Source organism: Bradyrhizobium sp. USDA 376 (genome assembly GCF_054063675.1).
In genome coordinates this window covers 8,060,085-8,078,798 of sequence record NZ_JBSSGN010000001.1, presented here as the reverse complement: position 1 = coordinate 8,078,798, position 18,714 = coordinate 8,060,085, and the positions used below count along the sequence as shown (strand labels likewise).

Annotated in this window: 19 protein-coding genes; 12 read left to right on the top strand and 7 right to left on the bottom strand. The window is 64.7% G+C overall.

Features of this window, described 5'->3' with window-relative positions; genetic code table 11:
* Window positions 1-64: 64 nt before the first annotated feature.
* From ACVJ19_RS38015 to ACVJ19_RS38005, 3 genes are read right to left on the bottom strand one after another with little or no spacing between them, the layout of a single operon-like run.
* Window positions 65-1,039 (bottom strand): CHAD domain-containing protein, encoded by a 975-nt coding sequence (locus ACVJ19_RS38015; protein WP_453954158.1) that lies wholly within the window; start codon window positions 1,037-1,039, stop codon window positions 65-67.
* Between the two features lie 11 nt (window positions 1,040-1,050).
* Window positions 1,051-2,586 (bottom strand): bifunctional aminoglycoside phosphotransferase/ATP-binding protein, encoded by a 1,536-nt coding sequence (locus ACVJ19_RS38010; RefSeq protein ID WP_453954157.1) that lies wholly within the window; start codon window positions 2,584-2,586, stop codon window positions 1,051-1,053.
* Between the two features lie 24 nt (window positions 2,587-2,610).
* A complete protein-coding gene (locus tag ACVJ19_RS38005; protein WP_453954156.1) occupies window positions 2,611-3,594 on the bottom strand; it encodes a zinc-dependent alcohol dehydrogenase family protein in 984 nt (327 codons plus the stop codon).
* Between the two features lie 174 nt (window positions 3,595-3,768).
* Between ACVJ19_RS38005 and ACVJ19_RS38000 the strand changes: the two genes are divergently transcribed.
* Window positions 3,769-4,608: a universal stress protein gene (locus ACVJ19_RS38000; protein WP_453954155.1), complete on the top strand. Its 840-nt coding sequence runs from the start codon at window positions 3,769-3,771 to the stop codon at window positions 4,606-4,608.
* A gap of 170 nt (window positions 4,609-4,778) precedes the next feature.
* Window positions 4,779-7,472 carry a bifunctional acetate--CoA ligase family protein/GNAT family N-acetyltransferase gene (locus ACVJ19_RS37995; RefSeq protein WP_453954154.1) on the top strand — a complete coding sequence of 898 codons (2,694 nt, stop codon included), beginning with the start codon at window positions 4,779-4,781 and terminating at the stop codon, window positions 7,470-7,472.
* A 9-nt stretch (window positions 7,473-7,481) separates the two neighbouring features.
* On the opposite strand, the gene ACVJ19_RS37990 is transcribed toward ACVJ19_RS37995, so the two are convergent.
* Together ACVJ19_RS37990 and ACVJ19_RS37985 are read right to left on the bottom strand one after the other, a co-directional pair.
* Complete coding sequence (locus tag ACVJ19_RS37990; protein WP_453954153.1) at window positions 7,482-7,982, bottom strand: phage holin family protein; 501 nt, start codon at window positions 7,980-7,982, stop codon at window positions 7,482-7,484.
* A complete protein-coding gene (locus ACVJ19_RS37985) occupies window positions 7,983-8,258 on the bottom strand; it encodes a hypothetical protein (protein ID WP_453954152.1) in 276 nt (91 codons plus the stop codon).
* Window positions 8,259-8,432: 174 nt separating this feature from the next.
* Here ACVJ19_RS37985 and ACVJ19_RS37980 point away from each other — a divergent pair, with 174 nt between their 5' ends.
* The 3 genes from ACVJ19_RS37980 to ACVJ19_RS37970 are packed head-to-tail and all read left to right on the top strand — an operon-like array spanning window position 8,433 to window position 11,446.
* Complete coding sequence (locus ACVJ19_RS37980) at window positions 8,433-9,569, top strand: ABC transporter permease (protein WP_453954151.1); 1,137 nt, start codon at window positions 8,433-8,435, stop codon at window positions 9,567-9,569.
* 2 nt (window positions 9,570-9,571) lie between these two features.
* Window positions 9,572-10,339 (top strand): ABC transporter ATP-binding protein, encoded by a 768-nt coding sequence (locus tag ACVJ19_RS37975; RefSeq protein WP_453954150.1) that lies wholly within the window; start codon window positions 9,572-9,574, stop codon window positions 10,337-10,339.
* Window positions 10,340-10,342: 3 nt separating this feature from the next.
* The gene (locus tag ACVJ19_RS37970) at window positions 10,343-11,446 is read left to right on the top strand and encodes an ABC-type transport auxiliary lipoprotein family protein (protein ID WP_453954149.1); all 1,104 of its coding nucleotides are present in this window, start codon (window positions 10,343-10,345) and stop codon (window positions 11,444-11,446) included.
* Between the two features lie 6 nt (window positions 11,447-11,452).
* Here ACVJ19_RS37970 and ACVJ19_RS37965 read toward each other — a convergent pair whose 3' ends face one another.
* Window positions 11,453-11,770 (bottom strand): c-type cytochrome, encoded by a 318-nt coding sequence (locus ACVJ19_RS37965; RefSeq protein ID WP_453954148.1) that lies wholly within the window; start codon window positions 11,768-11,770, stop codon window positions 11,453-11,455.
* A gap of 155 nt (window positions 11,771-11,925) precedes the next feature.
* Here ACVJ19_RS37965 and ACVJ19_RS37960 point away from each other — a divergent pair, with 155 nt between their 5' ends.
* From ACVJ19_RS37960 to ACVJ19_RS37950, 3 genes are all read left to right on the top strand, one after another.
* On the top strand, window positions 11,926-12,639 hold the full coding sequence (locus ACVJ19_RS37960) for a helix-turn-helix domain-containing protein (protein WP_453954147.1): 714 nt from the start codon (window positions 11,926-11,928) through the stop codon (window positions 12,637-12,639).
* 95 nt (window positions 12,640-12,734) lie between these two features.
* Window positions 12,735-12,860, top strand: a complete 126-nt coding sequence (locus ACVJ19_RS37955) for a hypothetical protein (RefSeq protein ID WP_456739500.1) — start codon at window positions 12,735-12,737, stop codon at window positions 12,858-12,860.
* 282 nt (window positions 12,861-13,142) lie between these two features.
* Window positions 13,143-13,871, top strand: a complete 729-nt coding sequence (locus ACVJ19_RS37950) for a Crp/Fnr family transcriptional regulator (RefSeq protein WP_092260910.1) — start codon at window positions 13,143-13,145, stop codon at window positions 13,869-13,871.
* A gap of 10 nt (window positions 13,872-13,881) precedes the next feature.
* On the opposite strand, the gene ACVJ19_RS37945 is transcribed toward ACVJ19_RS37950, so the two are convergent.
* Window positions 13,882-14,658: a cyclase family protein gene (locus ACVJ19_RS37945; RefSeq protein ID WP_453954146.1), complete on the bottom strand. Its 777-nt coding sequence runs from the start codon at window positions 14,656-14,658 to the stop codon at window positions 13,882-13,884.
* 294 nt (window positions 14,659-14,952) lie between these two features.
* Here ACVJ19_RS37945 and ACVJ19_RS37940 point away from each other — a divergent pair, with 294 nt between their 5' ends.
* The 4 genes from ACVJ19_RS37940 to ACVJ19_RS37925 all read left to right on the top strand — a co-directional run bounded on the left by ACVJ19_RS37940 (window position 14,953) and on the right by ACVJ19_RS37925 (window position 18,710).
* Window positions 14,953-15,924: a TRAP transporter substrate-binding protein gene (locus tag ACVJ19_RS37940; RefSeq protein WP_453954145.1), complete on the top strand. Its 972-nt coding sequence runs from the start codon at window positions 14,953-14,955 to the stop codon at window positions 15,922-15,924.
* Between the two features lie 66 nt (window positions 15,925-15,990).
* Entirely contained in the window at window positions 15,991-16,542 is a 552-nt protein-coding gene (locus ACVJ19_RS37935; protein ID WP_453954144.1) for a TRAP transporter small permease, read from the top strand.
* Window positions 16,533-17,825: a TRAP transporter large permease gene (locus ACVJ19_RS37930; protein ID WP_453954143.1), complete on the top strand. Its 1,293-nt coding sequence runs from the start codon at window positions 16,533-16,535 to the stop codon at window positions 17,823-17,825. Before ACVJ19_RS37935 ends, ACVJ19_RS37930 begins: the two co-directional genes overlap by 10 nt.
* A gap of 78 nt (window positions 17,826-17,903) precedes the next feature.
* Complete coding sequence (locus ACVJ19_RS37925) at window positions 17,904-18,710, top strand: SDR family NAD(P)-dependent oxidoreductase (protein WP_453954142.1); 807 nt, start codon at window positions 17,904-17,906, stop codon at window positions 18,708-18,710.
* Window positions 18,711-18,714 lie beyond the last annotated feature (4 nt).

The following is an 18,714-nucleotide window of genomic DNA, read 5'->3' as shown; positions in this document are numbered from 1 at the left end:
TCTAGATTTCTATTTCTACGCGTTTTCTTGACGCGAACCGATATCCACTTCGCTTGAAAACGCTCTAATCCTCAGGCTGCGCGTTCGGCGCAAGGTCTGACGAGCGGAACGGCTTGGCCTTGTCCAGCTTCCGGTAAGCTTTCGAGGCGGCTTGCAACAGCTTCTTTTCCCGCTTGCGGTCGAGGAAGCGAATGCCAGCCTCGGGGCCGGCGCCGTTCAATGAGGCGGCCAGCGCCTGCCCACGCGCATCGTCGTTCAATTGTCCAAGGGATTTCTGCGCCTTCCTCAATTGCTTGAGGATCGATTTCTGCTTCGTCAAGGATTCGTCGGCGAACAGGTCCGCGAGCGACTCGACCGAATAGGTCATCCGCTTGTTGAGAAGCCGCAGCTTGTGACGCTTCTCGACGTCGAGCTTGCGCAGCTTCCGGGCCTTCCTGAGCAACGTCTCTTCCCACTCGGTCAGGCGGGCCGTCGCGTGGCCGGCCAGCGGGCATCGGCGCAACCTGACCGCCTCCTTGCTGCGCCGGGTCGACCAGGGGCCGCTCTCGATCCAGGCCGAGGTCTGCTCGACCAGGCGCCGAAAGCGCGCGGACTGCAGTGCGCGCGCGAGCAGGCGGTGGCTCTCGGCGCGTTTCTCGTCCCAGTGCTGGAGCTCGGCAATCACGTCAAGCTCGCCGCCGCTCTCGGCGATGACCCGGTCGATCGCTACGTCGAGGTCGCGCACCATGCCGAGCTGGCTGTTCAGCCATTTCAGCTCGGCCCAGACGTTTGGCCGTAGCCCGTCATCGACCATGGGCGAGAAGAAGCGAATGGCCGTGCGCAGATGCGTCAGCGCGATCCGGATCTGATGCAGTGCCTCCGGGTCCCCACGGCATGTGCCGTCGTGCTGGGCGAGGACGGCATCGAAATGGCGGCGGGCGATGATGCGGAACGCGGTATCGCAGGCCATGCCGGGGCTGAGGCGGCCGGGCAGGACATTGCGCCGCGTCGCCGGCTTGGCGGGCGTGGTCGCCGTCGAACTCGTGGTGGGTCGCGACATCCTTGCCCGCGTCAATCAGATTGCCTTGCTTGCCTTGCGATCGCGTCCCGGCAGCTCTGGAGCGTCTGCTCCCGTGTGCCGGATGCATCGATGGTCGCCCAACCGATGTGACCGATATTATAGTGCTCTTGCTGCGCAGCAACCTCCTGCGTGGCGTCGGAAGCATCGCCATGGCGGGCGCCGATGCGGGCCTGACGGGTCGCAAGGTCGGCGACGAGAAATAGTCCGCTCAACGGCACGTTGCATTCGCGCCCCAGCGCGGCCAGCTGGTCCCGTTCGGACTCGCGTGCAAAGACGGCATCGACGATGACGGAATGGCCTTGCGCCAGCGCCTGCCGGGCACGCTGCGCCAGCACCTCGTAGATGCGTGCCGTGACGTCGGGCCGGTATGTGGACGGCGGCAGTCGGTCGGTGTGTCCCACCTGAAACAGCTGCTTGCGAACGACGTCGCTGCGCAGCACGACGGCTCCCGGCTGCGGCGCGACGTGGGGCGCCAGGGTGCGGGCGAGGACGGATTTGCCGGTGCCCGATAGTCCGCCGACGGCAATCAGGCGCGGGGTGGGCGGAGTGATCAGAGTCCGAGCGAGATCGAAATAGCGCCGTGCTTCGGCGAGAATTCTGCTCCGGTCGGCATCGGGCCGCGTCAGCCGCGCCAACGCCACCTGCGCACGGATTGCCGCGCGAATCGACATGAACAGCGGCAGGGCGGCCAGGGCGTCGAGAGTTTCGACGGGCGACGTGGTCAGGTACTGGTTCAGCACGACGTTCGCTGCCGCGGCCTGGTCATGGCTGAGCAGGTCCATCAGGACGAATGCGAGGTCGTAGAGCACGTCGACCGTTGCCATCTGGGCATCGAACTCGATGGCATCGAACAGGACAGGCTGTTCGCCGATCAAGACGATGTTCGCAAGATGAAGGTCGCCGTGACAGCGGCGCACGAAGCCCTGACGGCCGCGCTCTTCAAGCTGAGGCCGCAGGCGCAGGAACATCGCGTGCGAGGCCTTGCCGAGCTCCTCGATCGCCTCGGCTTCGAGATGGTTGCCCTTCCGCAGGCCGTTGCTGTTTGCATCGATGAGGCCGGGGATGGAGGCAACCCATGCCTTGCCGTCGGCGTGGAGCGCCGCCGCATGCGAAGCCGCGATGGCGTCGGCGGTTGCCGAGGCGAGGTTCGCATCGAGCGGGCCGGCCTTCGCCAGATGATCCAGCGTCCGGCTTTCGTCGAAGCGGGACATGTCGACCGCATACTCGACCGGCCGGCCGCTGCCGTCGACCTTCAGCGATCCGTCGGTTTCCTCGGTGATCGCCACGACGCGATGATAGATCTGCGGCGCCAGCGGCCGGTTGATCCTGATCTCTTCCTCGCAGGCCGCCTTGCGTTTCTCGAGCGTTGAATAGTCGAGGAACGGAAACCGGACGGCTCGTTTGATCTTCAGCGCCCGCGGCCCGTCGAGAAAGACCGAAGCGGCATGCGTATCGATCCGCGTCACGCCGGGATGCGCGCAGAGCGCCGCGAAGATCCGTTCCTGGGCAGCGGTTTCGTCTGTCATCGAAGCTGGTGTCCCAGGATGCGGTCAGGGCTTCAGCACGGCAGCGCCGAGAATTTGTCCATTCCGCAGCATGTCCAGGACTTCATTGGCCTGGTCGAGCGGGAACGCGGTCGTTTCGGTGCGCACGCCGGCTTGCGGGGCGATGCTTAGAAAATCGAGACCGTCCTGTCGGGTGAGATTGGCGACGGAGATCAACTGCCGCTCCTGCCAGAGCAGATCGTACGGGAAGCTCGGAATGTCGCTCATGTGGATGCCGGCGCACACCACGCGCCCACCCTTGCGGACGGCGCGCAACGCGGCCGGCACGAGCCCGCCGGCAGGGGCGTAGATGATGGCCGCGTCGAGCGGCGTGTCCGGCGTCTCGTCCGAAGCGCCGGCCCAGACGGCGCCGAGCCGGCGCGCGAGGTCCTGTGCAGCCACATCTCCATGCCGCGTAAACGCATGGACCGATCGTCCCTGCCAGACTGCGACTTGCGCAACGATGTGGCCGGCGGCGCCGAAGCCGTAGATGCCGAGCCGCTCGGCCTCGCCGGCCAGGACCAGCGAACGCCAGCCGATCAGGCCTGCACACAGCAGAGGGGCGAGAGCCACGTCGTCGCCGGCCTCGCCGAGCGGAAAGGCGTAGCGCGCGTCGGCGACCACGTGCGTGGCATAGCCACCGTCCCTTGTATAGCCGGTGAAGAGCGGCCGGTCGCAGAGGTTCTCCATGCCCTCCCGGCAAAACCGGCAGCTTCCGCAGGTGAAGGCGAGCCAGGGAATGCCGACCCGCTCGCCCAGCGCGTGCGTTACGACATTCGGGCCGATGAGATCGACGCGGCCGACGATCTCATGGCCGGGCACGATGGGATAGCGGATGTCGGGCAGTTCGGCATCGACGACATGAAGATCGGTCCGGCAGACGCCGCAAGTGCTGACCCTGACCCGGATCTGGCCTTCGCCGGGGATTGGATCGGGGCGCTCCTCCATCCGGAGCCGCGCTCGCGGGGCCGCCAACACCATCGCACGCATCAGTCTCTCCGGGGCGGACCGCTCCGATCGAACTATCCATAGAATGGCAGCGCGCGGCCAGTCCTTGACTTCCGTCAATGCCCGTCCTTGCCCGGTCGGCCAGTTCCGAGGCTTGACGAGGATCAAGCACCCTACCGAAAGCCGGGCCTATTCTGGCAGTTAAGGAGAATTCCGATGCCCATCAAGGACGTCTTCCTGCCGCTTGTCGGTCAGCCGCGTGGACCGGCCCTTGCAGCGATCGAGAAATGCGTTTCTGTCGCCGCCGACCTCGGCGCCAGGATCACCGCGCTTGCGCTCGAGGAAGACGTGTTCGTGCGGCCGAAAGTGCTGCTCTCGGACGATCCCGGTGCCGCCGAGGCAAGGGGACCTGCCGGGGCGGGTGACACGCAGCAACTCCTGAATGCCTTCACCGGTGCGGCGTCGCGCGCCGGCATCCGGGCCCAAAGCCGGTCGGGCAAGGTGCCGTCGGACCAGATCGCGCCGATCCTCGCCGAACATGCGCGTTTCAGCGATCTCACGCTGGTTCCTGTGAAACCGCATGACAGCCGAACGGAGCACATCATCGAGACGCTCCTGTTCGAATCCGGGCGACCGCTGTTGCTGTGCCCGGAGCAGCATGTGGAGGTGCTGCGACCCGAATTCGAGAACGTCATGATCGGCTGGGATCACTCCGCGCGCGCGGCGCGCGCCGTCGGTGACGCGTTGCCTATCCTTCAGGCTGCGGCCTCGGTCCGCGTGGTGACTGTGGCCGACGACAAGACTGACGAGATCGTGCATTCCGGAACCTCGCTTGTCGAGCATTTGAGGGAACACGGTGTCTACGCCTCGTTTGAAACGACGAAGGGCGGCGGCAGCTCGATCGGTAAGGTGCTTGGAAGCTGGGCGAATTCCAACGCCATCGATGCGATCGTGATGGGAGCCTACCATCATTCACGCCTGAATGAGATCGTCTGGGGCGGTGTGACGAAGACCGTCATTGGCCAGCCACCGTGCTGGGTTATGATCTCGCACTAGCGCATGATCCGGAAAGGTGCGCAGCGGCTTTCCGAAAGATCATGCCTGAACAACAATCTAAAGCGCGATGACGGTTCACCTCGATCTCATCGCGCTTTAGGCTCGTCGCCAGCTTTCCGGCCTGATCTCTCGACCATCGGAACCGCCCCCGACCAGGCGCATTTGCTCTCATGTCCACCTATCGCTTGAAGAATCTGCTGTCGCCGCGTTCAGTCGCGCTTGTCGGGGCGAGCGCCCGCCCGGTCTCTGTGGGACGCGCCGTCCTGGAAAACATTCACGAGGCCGACTTCAAGGGACAGTTCGGCCTGGTGAATCCGCGCCATGCGGAGATCGCCGGCGTTGCATCGGTCAAGAGCCTGGACAGGCTGGAATTCGTGCCCGAGCTGGTGGTCATCACGGCGCCGGCGCGAGAGGTTCCCGGCATCATTGACCAGGCCGGGCGGCGCGGCTCGGCAGGCGCGCTGATCGTCTCGGCGGGATTAGGCCATGGGCCGGGATCGCTGCAGGAGGCGGCAATCGCCGCAGCCCGCAAATACGGCATGCGGCTGATCGGGCCGAACTGCCTCGGCATCATGATGCCCGGCGTGAGCCTCAACGCCAGCTTTGCCGCACACATGCCGGGAGCGGGAAATCTCGCGCTCATATCGCAATCCGGCGCGATCGCCGCCGGCATGGTGGATTGGGCCGCGCAACGTGGCGTCGGGTTCTCCGGCATCGTCTCGATCGGTGATCAGATCGATGTCGATATCGCCGACCTGCTCGACTATTTCGCAATGGATCACAAGACCCGCGCGATCCTGCTCTATATCGAGGCCATCAAGGACGCGCGCAAGTTCATGTCGGCGGCGCGCGCTGCGGCGCGCGTCAAGCCGGTCGTCGTGGTGAAGTCCGGCCGCATGGCGCAGGGGGCGAAGGCGGCCGCGACCCATACGGGCGCGCTCGCGGGCGCCGATGCCGTCTATGACGCGGCGTTCCGCCGCGCCGGCGTCCTGCGGGTCTCCGATCTGCGCGAGCTATTCGACTGCGCCGAGACGCTCGGCCGCGTCGAATCGCCGACGGGAAAGCGCCTCGCTATTCTGACCAATGGAGGCGGCATCGGCGTCCTCGCGATCGATCGATTGGTCGAGCTTGGCGGCATCCCCGCGACCATTTCGGCAGATGGACGCAGAAAGCTCGACGACGTGCTGCCGCCGACCTGGTCCGGTGCAAATCCCGTGGACATCGTCGGTGACGCCGATGCCTCGCGCTACGCCGCGGCGCTGGAGGTTCTGCTCGCCGATCCCGACAATGATGCCGTTCTCGTTCTCAACGTGCAGACAGCGATCGCTTCGGCCGCCGACATCGCCGCGACCGTGACGGAGCTCGTCGGCAAATATCGCAAGCAGCACGGCCGATGGTCGAAGCCCGTGCTGGCCGCCTGGGTTGGAGCCGACCAGCAGATTGTTCAGGCGCTGTCCGACGCCGGTATGCCGAATTATCCGACCGAGGATGATGCCGTGCGCGGCTTCATGCACCTCGTCCGGCATCGCGAAGTGGTGGAGGAGCTGAGCCAGGTTCCTCCCGCCATGCCTGACACATTTGCGCCCGACGCTCGCGCTGCCCGCCAGATTGTCACCGCTGCGATCGCGGACGGGCGCCAATGGCTCGAGCCTGTCGAGATCAAGCACCTGCTCGAAGCCTACGACATCGCGATGGTGCCGACCTATGCCGCAGCCGATGTCGAGCAGGCGGTGGCCTGCGCGAACGAGATATTTGCCCAAGGCGGGACCGTCGTGCTGAAGATCATGTCGCGCGACATCGTGCATAAATCCGACGTCGGTGGCGTGGTGCTCAATCTGACGACACCGGAGGCCGTGCGTGCCGCGGCCTCCGACATTCTCGCCAGAGCCAGGAAGCTGCGGCCCGAAGCTCGCATCGGTGGGGTCATCGTCCAGGCGATGGTCGTCAAGGCGAAGGCGCGCGAGCTCATCCTCGGTCTTGCCGACGATCCCACCTTCGGCACCGTCGTCGTCTTCGGCCGGGGCGGAACGGCGGTGGAGATCATCAACGACAAGGCGCTGGCATTGCCGCCGCTCGATCTGCAACTCGCCCGTGATTTGATCGATCGCACGCGGGTCTCGCGGTTGCTGCGCGCCTATCGGGACGTGCCTGCCGTCAAGCAGGACGCCGTCGCCATGGTGCTGGTCAAGCTTGCGCAGATGGCGGCCGATATTCCGGAGGTTCGCGAGTTCGACATCAACCCGCTGCTTGCGGATGAGACCGGCGTGACGGCGGTCGACGCCCGTGTCGCGGTGGGGCCGTCGCAGCGGAAATTCGCAGGCTCTGGCCCTGCCAATTTCGCCGTTCGCGCCTATCCGTCGCAGTGGGAGCGCCGACTCGAGCTCAAGGACGGCTGGCGGATCTTCGTGCGGCCGTTGCGTCCCGAGGACGAGCCGACCATCCACGAGTTCCTGCGTCACGTGACGCCTCACGACCTTCGCCTGCGCTTCTTCGCGCCGATGAAGGAGTTCACCCATGAATTCATCGCGCGGCTGACCCAGCTCGACTATGCGCGCGCGATGGCCTTCATCGCGTTCGACGAGGCGACCGGCGAGATGGTCGGCGTCGTCCGGCTCCATTCGGACTCGATCTACGAGAGCGGCGAATATGCGATCCTGCTGCGGTCCGATCTCAAGGGCAGGGGGCTCGGATGGGCCCTGATGCAGCTGATCATCAACTATGCGAGGTCGGAAGGGCTGAAGGCGATCTCGGGCGATGTGCTTCAGGAGAACACAGTGATGCTCGAGATGTGCCGGCAGCTCGGTTTCGAGGTCAAGCCGGATCCGACCGAGCCTGATATCTGCGACGTCCGGTTGAAGCTCTGAGCGCCCCCGCTAGGAGGGCGCTTCGGCCGAATTTGCGGCGGCGGATGTCTTGGCAGATGTCTTGGCAGCGGTTCGCAAAGACTTGACGATAATTGCGATCAGGGGCACCAGCACCGGCACGATCGTGCTCAGCGGATGATGCACCGCGCCCGACACCTGAGCCTGAAGCGCGCGCGCCTCGAGCTGAAGGGCCTCGATGGACGCGCCGTGAATTTCATTGGCGAGCTCGATGTCGCGGCCGGACGGAGCGCGGCCGGCGACGACGAAGAGACCCGCCGCGATGGCAAAATTGACGGCGCCGAGAATGGCGGCCGCGGCAATGGCGCTCCAGATCTGGACCAGCGCGAAATAGGCCGACAGTTCCAGCATCAGCAGCCCGAACGCCGCGATCAGCGCCGCAAAGGCGCGCAGGCCGAGGCCCATCAAGAGGTGGCGCAGCCTGATGTCCGCGATGATCCTGTCGGTGCGCCACAGCAGGCGCAGATGTTTGACGACATTCTCGCTATTCACCTAGTGTCTCCTCAGCATGAAGCCGACGACCACGCCGAGTGCGAAAGCCGAGGCGAGCGACGTCATCGGGCGCTCCGCAATGAGGCCTTGAAGCTGCTCCTGCTCGTCGCTGACGGTTTCACCGAGCTCGGCAAGCGCGGCCTTGATCTGATCGGCCAGAGCCTCGGCCCGCTCCTTCGAGCTGTCGAACATCTGCTCGCCGGCGGTGCTCAAGAGGCGCGTGACGTCCACCTTCAACGATCGCAGTTCTTCGCTCATCCTGTCGCTGTCGAACATGGATTTGATGTCTCCATTGAATGAAGCGAACCCTAGGGCCCGCCGGCACGACCGCGCTTGACCTGCGTCAAGACGTGGGTAGCTCCTGCTCTTGAGACAGGTCAAACCGGCCGCCACACGCTGGCCTAGAAGTAGCGGCTGAATGGGGACCAATTGTCCCGATGAGGTGCAAGCGTGAACTCCGAACCGCTGTTGCTGGCGACGCCGTCTGGCGATGCGCTGAAATTGCGCCCGGAAGGGCCCTGGACCGCAGCGAATGTGGCGACGCTCGAAACTCTGTCCCGGTCGGTCGGAGCCGACGTCGATCGGTCGAGAGTTGTGACACTGGACATGTCGGGCATCAGCGCGCTGGATACGCTGGGCGCCTGGGTCCTGGAGAAGCTGTCGCGCCGAGCCGCCTCATCCGGCAGATCGGCGGAATTCGTCGGTGTCGCCGACCATTTCAGCGGTCTCATGGAGGAGGTGCGCCAGGTCAACCGCCAAGCGCCGCCGCCGACATCCGCGTCCAATCCGGTTCTGCTCAGGTTGAACGATCTCGGCAAGGCCACGGTCGGCGCGCGGGAGGACATCACGATCTTCCTGCAAATGCTTGGCGCCTTGTTCATGGCCATCGTCGGCGTGCTGCGCCGGCCGCGAACGCTGCGACTGACGTCGCTGGTCTACCAGCTCTACCGCATCGGGTGGCAGGCGATCCCCATCGTCGTTCTGATCACCTTCCTGATCGGCGCCATCATCGCCCAGCAGGGGTTCTTCCATTTCCGCAGGTTCGGTGCGGAATCCTACACCGTCGACATGGTCGGCATCCTGGTGCTGCGCGAGCTCGGCGTTCTGATCGTCGCCATCATGGTCGCCGGACGTTCGGGAAGCGCCTACACCGCCGAGCTTGGCTCGATGAAGATGCGCGAGGAGATCGATGCGCTCTCGACCATGGGGCTCGATCCCGTCGACGTCCTGATCCTGCCCCGCGTTGCGGCGCTGGTGATCGCGCTGCCGATCCTGGCCTTCATCGGATCGATTGCCGCGCTCTATGGCGGCGGCCTGGTCGCGCAGTTCTATGGCGACATGGGACCGGCGATCTACATCGCACGGCTGCATGAGGCCATTTCCGTCACTCATTTCGAGGTCGGCATCCTGAAGGCGCCGTTCATGGCGCTGGTGATCGGGATCGTCGCCTGCAGCGAGGGCTTGCGCGTCAAGGGCAGCGCGGAGTCGCTCGGGCGGCAGACGACGACGTCCGTGGTGAAGTCGATCTTCCTGGTGATCGTGCTCGACGGCCTGTTCGCGATCTTCTTCGCTTCCATCGGAATGTGACGATGGACGAACAGCAGGACGAGTTCGCAATCCGCGTCCACGACCTCGTGGTCGGTTTCGGCCGCCAGACCGTGCTCGATCATCTCTCGCTCGATGTCCGCCGGGGCGAGATCCTCGGGCTGGTGGGCGCGTCCGGCGGCGGCAAGTCGGTGCTGATGCGGACCATCATCGGCCTGATCCCGCGTCGCAGCGGCACCATCGAGGTCATGGGACAGCCGATCGGCGGCCGCACGCAGGGCGCGGCCACGGCCTGGGGCATCCTGTTCCAGCAGGGCGCGCTGTTCTCCTCGCTGACGGTCCGCCAGAACGTCCAGTTTCCGCTGCGCGAAAATCTCGTGCTGTCGCAGGAGCTGATGGACGAGATCGCGATCGCCAAGCTCGAGATGGTGGGATTGCGGGCGCAAGATGCCGACAAATATCCGGCGGAGCTGTCGGGCGGCATGACCAAGCGCGTGGCGCTGGCGCGCGCGCTCGCGCTCGATCCGCCGATCCTGTTCCTGGATGAGCCGACGTCCGGCCTCGATCCGATCGCCGCCGGCGATTTCGACGCGCTGATCAGGACTCTGCAAAGGACCCTGGAGCTGACCGTCTTCATGGTCACCCACGATCTTGCCAGCCTCACCACGGTCTGCGACCGCGTCGCCGCGCTCGCGGACGGCAAGATCGTGGCGATTGGCCCGATGCGCGACCTGCTGCAATCCGAGCATCCCTGGGTGCGCGCCTATTTCCACGGCAAGCGCTCGCAGATGCTGCAACACGAGATGAGATGAGACATGGAAACCCGCGCTCCCTACGTGCTGATCGGCAGCTTCGTGCTGGCCGCGATTGTCGCGGTGTTCGGCTTCGTCTACTGGCTGAACAACACCGGCGGCATCGGGCCGCGTACGAACTATCACGTGCAGTTCCAGGGACCGGTGCCGGGCCTGCTGGTCGGCGCCGGCGTGCTGTTCAACGGCATCCGCGTTGGCGAGGTGACCCAGCTCGGGCTCGCGCCGGACAATCCGCGCTTCGTCAACGCGACGATCTCGGTTGCTTCGGCCACACCGGTGCGCGCCGACACAAAGGTCGGTCTCGATTTCCAGGGCTTGACCGGCGTGCCGGTGGTGACGCTGGAGGGCGGCATGATCGTCGCCAAATCCGGCGAGCCCCTGACCCTGATCGCCAAGGCCGGTGCAGGCCAGAGCATGACGCAGGCCGCGCGCGACGCGCTGCGGCGGGTCGACGCCGTGCTGGAGGACAATTCCGGTCCGCTGAAGGACACCATCGCCAATCTCAAGACATTCTCCGACGGGCTCGTGCGCAACACCGGCAAGATCGACGGCATTCTGGCGGGCCTCGAGAAGATGACAGGTGGCGGGACGCCCGCGCAGAAGATCACCTACGACCTGCGCGCTCCGCAGAACCTTGGCCCCGCCGGCAAGACGTTCTCTGCGTCGCTGGCCATTCCCGAGCCAACCGCGGTCGCGATGCTCCAGACCCAGCGCATGCTGTTCTCCCCCGTGGGCGACAACCCGGGCTTTGCCGATTTCCTGTGGGCCGACAGCATTCCGAAGCTGGTGCAGGCGCGGCTGATCGACAGTTTCGAGAACTACGACATCGCTCATGCGCCGCTGCGCACGAGCGATCTCGGACAGGCGGACTACCAGCTTCTGATCGACATCAGACGCTTCCGGATTGCCACGGAGGGCGAGACAAGGGTCGAGATCGCCCTGTCGGCGCGGATCGTCGACAAGAACGGCAAGGTACTTGCCTCGCGCCTCATTGAGACCAGTGAGAAGCTCGACAAGGTCGAGCCGGCGGCCGCGGTCGCGGCGTTCGATGCGGCTTTCGCCCGCATCGCCAAGGAGCTGATCGGCTGGACGGTGCAGGCGGTGTGAAGCCGGCTATTCCAGCGTCTTCAGGTACGACAAGAGGTCGTGGATCTGGTCCGGACTGAGCTCGAAGGCGGGCATGTCGGCGTGGCCGGTATAGATACCCTCCGCCAGCGCTTCGCCAAGGGTCTCGATCGGATAGCGCCGGTGCAGGGTGCGTAGCGGGGGCGCGATCTTGAGCGGGCTCTCGGAGACGCGGTCGATCGCGTGGCAGCGCGCGCAATTGGTCCGTGCAAAGGTCTTGCCGCGTTGTTCGGCGGTAGGGGCCGCGACCGCGGGCGTGATTAGAAGCAGGCCGATCAGGCCCTGGCGGAGCGCGTGCTGAAGCATGGAAGGCGGGATCCCGTCGAACTCTCGACGCAGAATAGAGGGAGGAGGGCTGCCAAAATTGATCTGGGTCAATCGGGTTTGTGGCGGCGCAGTAAAATGCAGCCGCGTGGCGGACTCGGCCGGGGGCGGAGCTGGACCGACGCTTGGAGCGGTGGATGAAGCCTTCCGTGGTCACGATTGAGCCGAACGGGCATTTCTGCAGCGATTGTGCCGTACGTGGATCGGCGGTTTGCTCGTCGCTGGATGCGGCCGAGCTCAGGGAATTCGAGCATCTCGGACGCCGTGTTCACTTTTCCTCGGGTGAGACCGTGTTCTCCGAGGAGGACATCACGACCTCGTTCTACAACGTCCTCGAAGGCGTCATGCGGCTGTACAAGCTGCTGCCGGACGGCCGGCGGCAGATCGTGGGTTTCGCGTTGCCCGGCGATTTCCTTGGGATGAATCTTTCCGGCCGTCACAATTTTTCGGCCGATGCAATCGGCGCGGTGACCGTCTGCCAGTTCGCAAAGGCGCCCTTCGGCCGCTTCATCGAGGATCGTCCGCAGCTGCTCAGGCGGATCAACGAGCTGGCCATTCGGGAGTTGAGCCAGGCACGCGACCATATGGTCCTGCTCGGCCGCCGCTCGGCGGACGAGAAGGTCGCGGCTTTCCTGCTCGGCTGGCGCGAACGGCTGTTGGCACTCAAGGGGCCGTCCGACACGGTTTCGCTTCCGATGAGCCGCCAGGACATCGCCGACTATCTCGGCCTGACCATCGAAACCGTCAGCCGCACCTTCACCAAGCTCGAGCGCCACGGCGCGATCGAGATCATTCACGGCGGGATCAGCCTGCGCGACCCGGCGCGCGTCGAGGCCCTCGCCACAGCCTGAGAGACTTTCCGCAACGCTCCCGGATTTTTGATTCCGATCAATGACGCCGGGGACCCGTCGCAAATAATGCCCTCAAACAATCCGGGAGGAGCATGATGCCCACAGACGCGTTGCTGATGACCATTGTCGTCGTGGCGATCTTCGTCGGTTTCGCCGCAGCTCTGGCGTGGGCGGATCGGCAAACCAGCGCAGGCCGGATCGACCTCGATACCAAGCGTTGAAGCTCTCGATCGTAGATTCCCGTCTAATGTGCTAAGCTGCCGACTCGAGCGCAGTCGGCTGTTGGCCGCTCGGCAGCGCCTCAACACAACACGACCTGCGGGGTCCGCAACTCTGCATCGACGGGGGCGCATTGGCACATCCTTCGGGTGCGGGCTTCGGGCCGGGCGGAGGCATTTTCGCCGCATTTGCCTTAAACCGTGGGCATGCTTTCCGGTTGAAATGCCGGACAACACTGACTACGCAGGAACCCTAGTGCCTCGCAGCCTTAGGAGCCCAGCGGCGTGCCTCAGGACAAGACCGGCGACCCCCGACAATCGGCGGGCAACAAATTATCGGTCCTGCGCAAGCACCCGATCTTCGCGGATCTGGAGCCGGAGGCGCTCGATCAGCTTTGCCGCTACGCCAAGCACACCACCGTGAAGCGCGGCGCGACGATCGCCGCCAAGGGCGATCCCGGCAACAACCTGTTCGCGGTGATCACCGGGACAGTGAAGATATCCTCCTCGTCGCCAGACGGGCGGAATGCCATTCTCAATCTGATCGGGCCTGGAGAAATCTTTGGCGAGATCGCGGTTCTCGACGGTGCGCCGCGTTCGGCGGATGCGACCGCCAATACCAATTGCGAGCTCTATATCATCGACCGCCGCGACTTCCTGCCGTTCGTGAAGAGTCAGCCGGCGCTGGCGATGAAGTTCATCGAACTGCTCTGCGCGCGCCTGCGCTGGACCAGCCAACAGGTCGAGCAGGTGATCCTGCAAAATCTGCCGGGGCGGCTCGCAAGCGCGCTGCTCGGCCTCACCGAGGAGCGCAAGCTCGATTCCGGCAGTGGTACGCTCGCCATCACCCAGCAGGAGATCAGCGAGATGGTGGGGATGACACGCGAGAGCATCAACAAGCAATTGCGCGCCTGGGCCGGACGCAACTGGGTTCGTCTCGAGCACGGCGCCATCGTGGTGCTCGACACCGATGCGCTGCGCGAGCTCGCCGAAAGCGGCCTCGACGGCGAGTGACCCGCCGCGCCTAATCGTCGATGATGGCAACCGCGCGGGTCCAGCCCGCCGAGGCGCGTTCGATCTTCACCGGGAAACACGAGACCGTGAATCCGGTCGATGGCAATTGATCGAGATTGTGCAGCTTCTCGAGATGGCAATAGCCGATGTGCCGTCCCGCCTTGTGGCCTTCCCAGATCAGGCCCGCGTCCTTGGTTTCGGCATATTTCTTCGCGGTGTAGACGAATGGCGCGTCCCAGCTCCAGCCGTCGGTGCCGGTCAGGCGCACGCCGCGTTCGAGCAGATACATGGTCGCCCCGTAGCCCATGCCGCAACCGGAGTTGACGTAATCGGCGCGGCCGAATTTGGCGCCGGCGCTGGTGTTGACGACGACGATCTCCAGCGGCGATAGCGTGTGTCCGATGCGCTTGAGCTCCGCCTCGACGTCGCCGGCGGTCACGACATAGCCGTCAGGCAGATGCCGGAAATCGAGCTTCACGCCGGGCTGAAAGCACCACTCCAGCGGCACCTCGTCGATGGTCCATGACCGCTCGCCGCGGTTCATGGTCGGATGAAAGTGCCAGGGCGCGTCGAGATGCGTGCCGTTGTGCGTCGACAGCGACACCTGCTCCACGGCCCAACCCTGGCCGTCCGGCAAGTCTTCCGCCTTGAGGCCGTCGAAGAACTGCAGCATGCGCGGCAAGCCCTGCTGGTGGTCGATGTACTGGATCGTCGGATGGTTGCCTGGCGGATCGGACGTCACGTCGTTTCGGAGTGGCACGGAAATATCGATCAGCTTCCGCGGCATGGGCATTCCCTCGAGATGATCCGCTGTTTCGAACATCTTGAGGGGCCTCCATTGGAGGCGTCAAGTCACGTGCCGGCGACGGCGGACCAGCCCGCCATACCCACCATAGTGCGATTGCGCCGGAAATTGATCGATGCAACTCTTGGATTGATCGATGCTGGATTTGGCTTGGACAGAGAATGCCGCCCGCCCTAGGGACGACATTGGCGCTTGACTTCACGCCTGAAGTGGAGCGACCCAAGACGGCCTGCAGCCTGCCCGACAACGACATAATCACCTCAGGAGGAAGCCCAGATGAAGACACTCACCGGTATCATCGCAGCCGCTGTGCTGGCGGTCTCAGCGCCGCTGGCGACTGCGCGCGATTTCCGCTCCGCCGACGTCCATCCGGCCGACTATCCGACCGTCGAGGCCGTCAAGTTCATGGGCAAGCAGCTCGCGGCGGCGAGCGGCGGCAAGCTCGGCGTGAAGGTGTTTCCGAACGGCGCCCTGGGCTCGGAAAAGGACACCATCGAGCAGCTCAAGATCGGCGCGCTCGACATGATGCGCATCAACGCATCGCCGCTGAACAACTTCGTGCCTGAAACCGTCGCCCTGTGCCTGCCCTTCGTCTTCCGGGACACGCAGCACATGCGTACCGTCCTCGACGGTCCGATCGGCGACGAGATCCTGGCGGCGATGGAGCCCGCCGGCCTGGTCGGTCTTGCCTATTACGACAGCGGCGCCCGGTCCATCTACACCGTCAAGGCACCAGTCAAGTCGCTTGCGGACCTCAAGGGTCTCAAGATCCGTGTCCAGCAGTCAGACCTCTGGGTCGGCATGATCCAGAGCCTCGGCGCCAACCCGACCCCGATGCCCTATGGCGAGGTCTACACCGCCCTCAAGACCGGTCTCGTGGACGCGGCCGAGAACAACTGGCCCTCCTACGAGTCCTCGCGTCACTTCGAGGCGGCCAAGTTCTACAACGTCACCGAGCACTCGCTCGCTCCCGAAGTTCTCGTGATGTCCAAAAAGGTCTGGGACACGCTGAGCAAGGAGGATCAGGCGATGGTCCGCAAGGCGGCCAAAGAATCGGTGCCGGTCATGCGCAAGCTCTGGGACGAACGCGAGCAGGCCTCCCGCAAGACCGTCGAGGCGGCCGGCGTCCAGGTCGTGACCGTCGCCAACAAGCAGGAGTTCGTCGATGCGATGAAGCCGGTGTACCAGAAGTTCGCCGGTGACGAGAAGCTGCAGAGCCTCGTCAAGCGTATCCAGGACACGAAGTAAGAGCACGGCGGATCGGGTCCGGCGTCGCCGCAAGGTGACACCGGACCCTCGCGAGGGAGGCGCGCGATGACAGACCCACACGTCGCAGATCACGAGCAGGAGGTGGTCACCGGACGGCCGTCCACTGGCCTGCTCTCGCGGATCAATGCACCCATCGCACGCCTCGGCATGTATCTGTCGGTGACGGGACTGCTCGTCATCGTCACCATCGTGTTCTATCAGGTGTTCGGACGTTACGTGCTCAATTCCAGCCCGACCTGGACCGAGAATCTCGCGCTGGTCCTCATTCTGTACGTCACACTGATCGGTGCCGCCGTCGGCGTGCGCGATGCCGGCCACATCGGCATGGACAGTCTGCTGGTCATGCTTCCGGATCATGTGCGGGAGAAGATCGAGATCGTGATCCACGTTCTGGTGGCCGTCTTCGGCATCGCGATGGCCTATAATGGCTGGATCCTCGGGGCATCGGTCGGCACCGTGAAAATCCCCAATCTCGGCCTTCCCGAGGTCATCCGCTACGTGCCGCTGATCGCGTCGGGCATCCTGATCGTCTCCTTTTCCATCGAGCACATCATTGCTCTCCTGCGCGGCGAAGAGGTCGTCCCGTCATGGAACTGATCATCCTCGGCGCCACCTTCTTCGGCTTCCTGATTCTCGGCGTACCGGTCGCCTTCGCGATCGGCCTCTCGGCGATTTGCACCATCCTCTATGAAGGCCTGCCGGTCGCCGTCATCTTCCAGCAGATGATGTCGGGGATGAACATCTTCTCCTTCCTCGCCATCCCGTTCTTCGTCTTCAGCGGCGAGCTGATGCTGCATGGCGGCGTCGCCGACAAGATCGTGAAGCTCGCCAAGAATCTCGTCGGGCACATCCGCGGTGGCCTCGGCATGTCTAACGTGGTCGCCTGCACGCTGTTCGGCGGCGTCTCCGGCTCGCCCGTGGCCGACGTGTCGGCGATGGGCGCGGTGATGATCCCGATGATGAAAAAGGAAGGGTTCGACACCGACTACGCCGTCAACGTCACCACCCATGCCTCGCTGGTCGGAGCCTTGATGCCGACCAGCCACAACATGATCATCTATGCGCTTGCCGCCGGCGGCAAGGTCTCGATCGGCGCGCTGATCGCCGCCGGTCTCCTGCCGGCGCTGGTGCTGATGGTGTGCATGCTGGTCGCGGCTTACGCAGTCGCGGTGAAGCGCGGCTATCCGGCGGGCAAGTTCCCGGGCTGGGCCGAGGTGTTCCGTTCGCTCGCCGCCGCGCTGCCCGGCCTCCTGATCGTCGGCATCATCCTCGCCGGCATCTTGTCCGGCGTCTTCACGGCCACCGAATCCGCAGCGGTCGCGGTCACCTACACGATCCTGCTGACCTTCTTCATCTACCGCACCATGACCTTGCAGAACTTCCTGCGGGCCGCGGCCAAGGCGGTGAAGACGACGGGCGTGGTGCTGCTGCTGATCGGCGTCTCCACCATGTTCCAGTACCTGATGGGTCTTTACGAGGTGGCCGACTTCGCCGGTGACCTCATGAGCAAGGTCTCGACGCAGCCCTGGATGATCTTCCTGCTCATCAACATCATCCTGTTCGTGCTCGGCACCTTCATGGACATGGCGGCGACCATCCTGATCTGCACCCCGATCTTCCTGCCTATCGCGATGAAGGCGGGCATGGATCCCGTACAGTTCGGCATGCTGATGCTGATCAACTGCGCGCTCGGGCTGAACACCCCGCCGGTCGGAACGACGCAGTTCGTCGGCTGCGCCATCGGCGGCATCTCGGTGGGCGCGGTGATGCGCACCATCCTGCCGTTCTATGCCGCGCTGATCGCGGCGCTGATGTTCGTCACCTATGTTCCTGCCTTCTCGCTGTGGCTGCCGCGTCTTTTGATGGGATACAAGGGATAGCTGCCGTGCGTGCGCCGGCACTTGGCCGGCGCACTGGCCTTGCGTAGTTTGCGTCACAACAACAGGGAGAATCTGTCCGTGACCGACTATCGCAAGCTCTTCGATCTTACCGGCAAGACGGCCGTGGTGCTCGGCGCCGCCTCAGGGATCGGCAAATCGTCGGCCGAGGCGCTGGCCGGGCTCGGCGCCCGCGTCGTCTGCGCTGATCGCGCGCTTGACGCGGCGGAAGCGACTGCCGCCGGCATTCGCGACAAGGGCGGCTGGGCGGAAGCAGCTGGCTGCGACGCCGCGAGTGCTGCGGACGTCAATGCGCTCGCCAAGACCGTGATGCAGAAATTTCCGCGGCTCGACATCGCCGTGACCACGCCGGGGCTCAACATCCGCAAGACCATTCTCGACTACACCGAGGAGGATCTCGATCGCGTCCTCAACCTCAACGTCAAGGGCACGGTGTGGTTCTTCCAGGCCTTCGGCCGCATCATGGTCGAACAAAAGGGCGGCAGCATCATCGCCTGCTCCTCGGTGCGTGCGGTGACCATTGAGCCGGGCCTTGGCGTCTACGGCTCCACCAAGGCGGCGATCGGCCTCTTGGTGAAGGGTTTTGCCTCCGAGGTCGGCCATGCCGGCGTGCGCGTCAACGCGATCGCGCCGAGTATCGCCGAGACCGCGCTGACCGGCCCGTTCAAGCAGCGGCCGGACATCTACAATCTCTATGCCGGCCACACCGTGTTCAACCGCTGGAGCAGCGCCGACGAGGTCGCCACCGCCGTGGCCTATCTGGCCTCGGATGCCGCGAGCTATGTCAGCGGCAGCACGTTGTTCGTCGATGGCGGCTGGACCGCGGTCGACGGGCCGCCGACCGGTCTCACCCAGTTGCACAAATAAGGCT